This is a genomic window from Catenulispora pinisilvae, assembly GCF_015356865.1.
Classification (GTDB): Bacteria; Actinomycetota; Actinomycetes; order Streptomycetales; family Catenulisporaceae; genus Catenulispora; species Catenulispora pinisilvae.
This window is the reverse complement of sequence record NZ_JAAFZA010000549.1, coordinates 1-769: the sequence shown is the minus strand read 5'-3', so window position 1 is coordinate 769 and position 769 is coordinate 1. Positions and strand designations below refer to the sequence as shown.

Sequence of the window (769 nt, the reverse complement as noted above, 5' to 3'; positions counted from 1 at the left end):
TTCACCTGATCATCGACACGGCCCAAAAACTCCAGCACCCCGTCGACGGTCCAGCGCGCCAAATCACCGGTGCGATACATCCGCGACCCCGCCGGACCAAACGGATCCGCAACAAACCGCTCCGACGTCAAACCCGAGCGACCCAAATACCCCCGCGCCAACCCCGCACCCGTCACATACAACTCCCCGACAACACCCACCGGAACCAGCCGCAACCCCCCATCCAACACATACACCCGGGTATTCCACGACGGCCCACCAATCGCCACCGCACCAGAAGACACCACCTCCCCCGGCCCCACCCGCAACGCCACACACCCCACCGTGGCCTCAGTCGGACCATACTCATTCACCACCGCAACACCCGGATGCGCCACACGCCAACGCCCCAACTGCTCACCAGACAACTGCTCCCCACCCACCACCAAATCCACCGACGGAGAAAACACCGGCGACAACACATCCAACAAACCAATATGACTCGGCGTCACCTTCGCAAACGTCAAAGACTCCACCGCCAACAACGCCTCCACACCCGCATCCTCAACCAACCCCGCCACCACCACCGCACCACCGGCAACCAACGGACCGAACAACACCGTCACCGTCAAATCAAACGACACCGACGAATGCAACAACGCCCGACCACCAAGACCCGGATAACTCCGAACAGCCCACAACACATAATCCACAGCACTGCCATGCTCCACCACCACACCCTTAGGACGCCCCGTCGAACCAGACGTATAAATCACATACGCCGGACAAC

The 769-nt window shown here is 61.0% G+C and carries 1 protein-coding gene; it reads right to left on the bottom strand.

Going from position 1 to position 769, the window contains the following annotated elements; translation table 11 throughout:
- A partial coding sequence (locus IZR01_RS49400; protein ID WP_323747334.1) for an AMP-binding protein occupies positions 1-716 on the bottom strand: 716 nt, incomplete at its 3' end.
- Between the last annotated feature and the right edge of the window lie 53 nt (positions 717-769).